Annotated in this window: 1 rRNA gene; it reads right to left on the bottom strand. The window is 51.4% G+C overall.

The window, feature by feature from the left end:
- Window positions 1-877: ribosomal RNA gene (locus LK536_RS58455) — 23S ribosomal RNA — on the bottom strand; the annotation flags it as partial.

The following is an 877-nucleotide window of genomic DNA, read 5'->3' as shown; positions in this document are numbered from 1 at the left end:
TTCCTAAGCTTCGGTGTTGTGTTTCAGCCCCGGACATTTTCGGCGCAGGACCTCTCGACTAGTGAGCTATTACGCACTCTTTGAATGTGTGGCTGCTTCTGAGCCAACATCCTAGTTGTCTTTGAAATCCCACATCCTTTTCCACTTAACACACACTTTGGGACCTTAGCTGTAGGTCTGGGCTCTTTCCCTTTTGACTACCCAACTTATCTCGTGCAGTCTGACTCCCGTACATCATTTATGCGGCATTCGGAGTTTGATATCCCTTGGTAAGCTTTGACGCCCCCTTAGGAATTCAGTGCTCTACCTCCGCTAAACTTGATACGAGGCTAGCCCTAAAGCTATTTCGAGGAGAACCAGCTATCTCCGGGTTCGATTGGAATTTCTCCCCTATCCACACCTCATTCCCACCCTTTTCAACGGATGTGGATCCGGTCCTCCACGGAATTTTACTTCCGCTTCAACCTGGACATGGATAGGTCACCCGGTTTCGGGTCTGCCTGTACTGACTTGACGCCCATTTAAGACTCGGTCTCCCTTCGGCTCCGCACCTTAAGTGCTTAACCTTGCCAGTACCGGCAACTCGCCGGACCGTTCTACAAAAAGTACGCGGTCGCACCTTAACGTGCTCCCACAGCTTGTAAACACAGGGTTTCAGGTTCTCTTTCACTCCCCTCCCGGGGTCCTTTTCACCTTTCCTTCACAGTACTATGCGCTATCGGTCACTAAGTAGTATTTAGCCTTGGAGGGTGGTCCCTCCGACTTCCCACAAGGTTTCTCGTGTCTCGTGGTACTCTGGATACCGCCGCTGCCTACTGTTTTCATGTACGGGGCTCTCACCCTCTGTGGCCTGCCTTCCCAGGCAGTTCCATTAACA

The organism is Clostridium pacaense (assembly GCF_020709765.2).
Classification (GTDB): Bacteria; Bacillota; Clostridia; order Lachnospirales; family Lachnospiraceae; genus Enterocloster; species Enterocloster hominis.
This window is presented reverse-complemented; position numbering and strand designations above follow the sequence as displayed.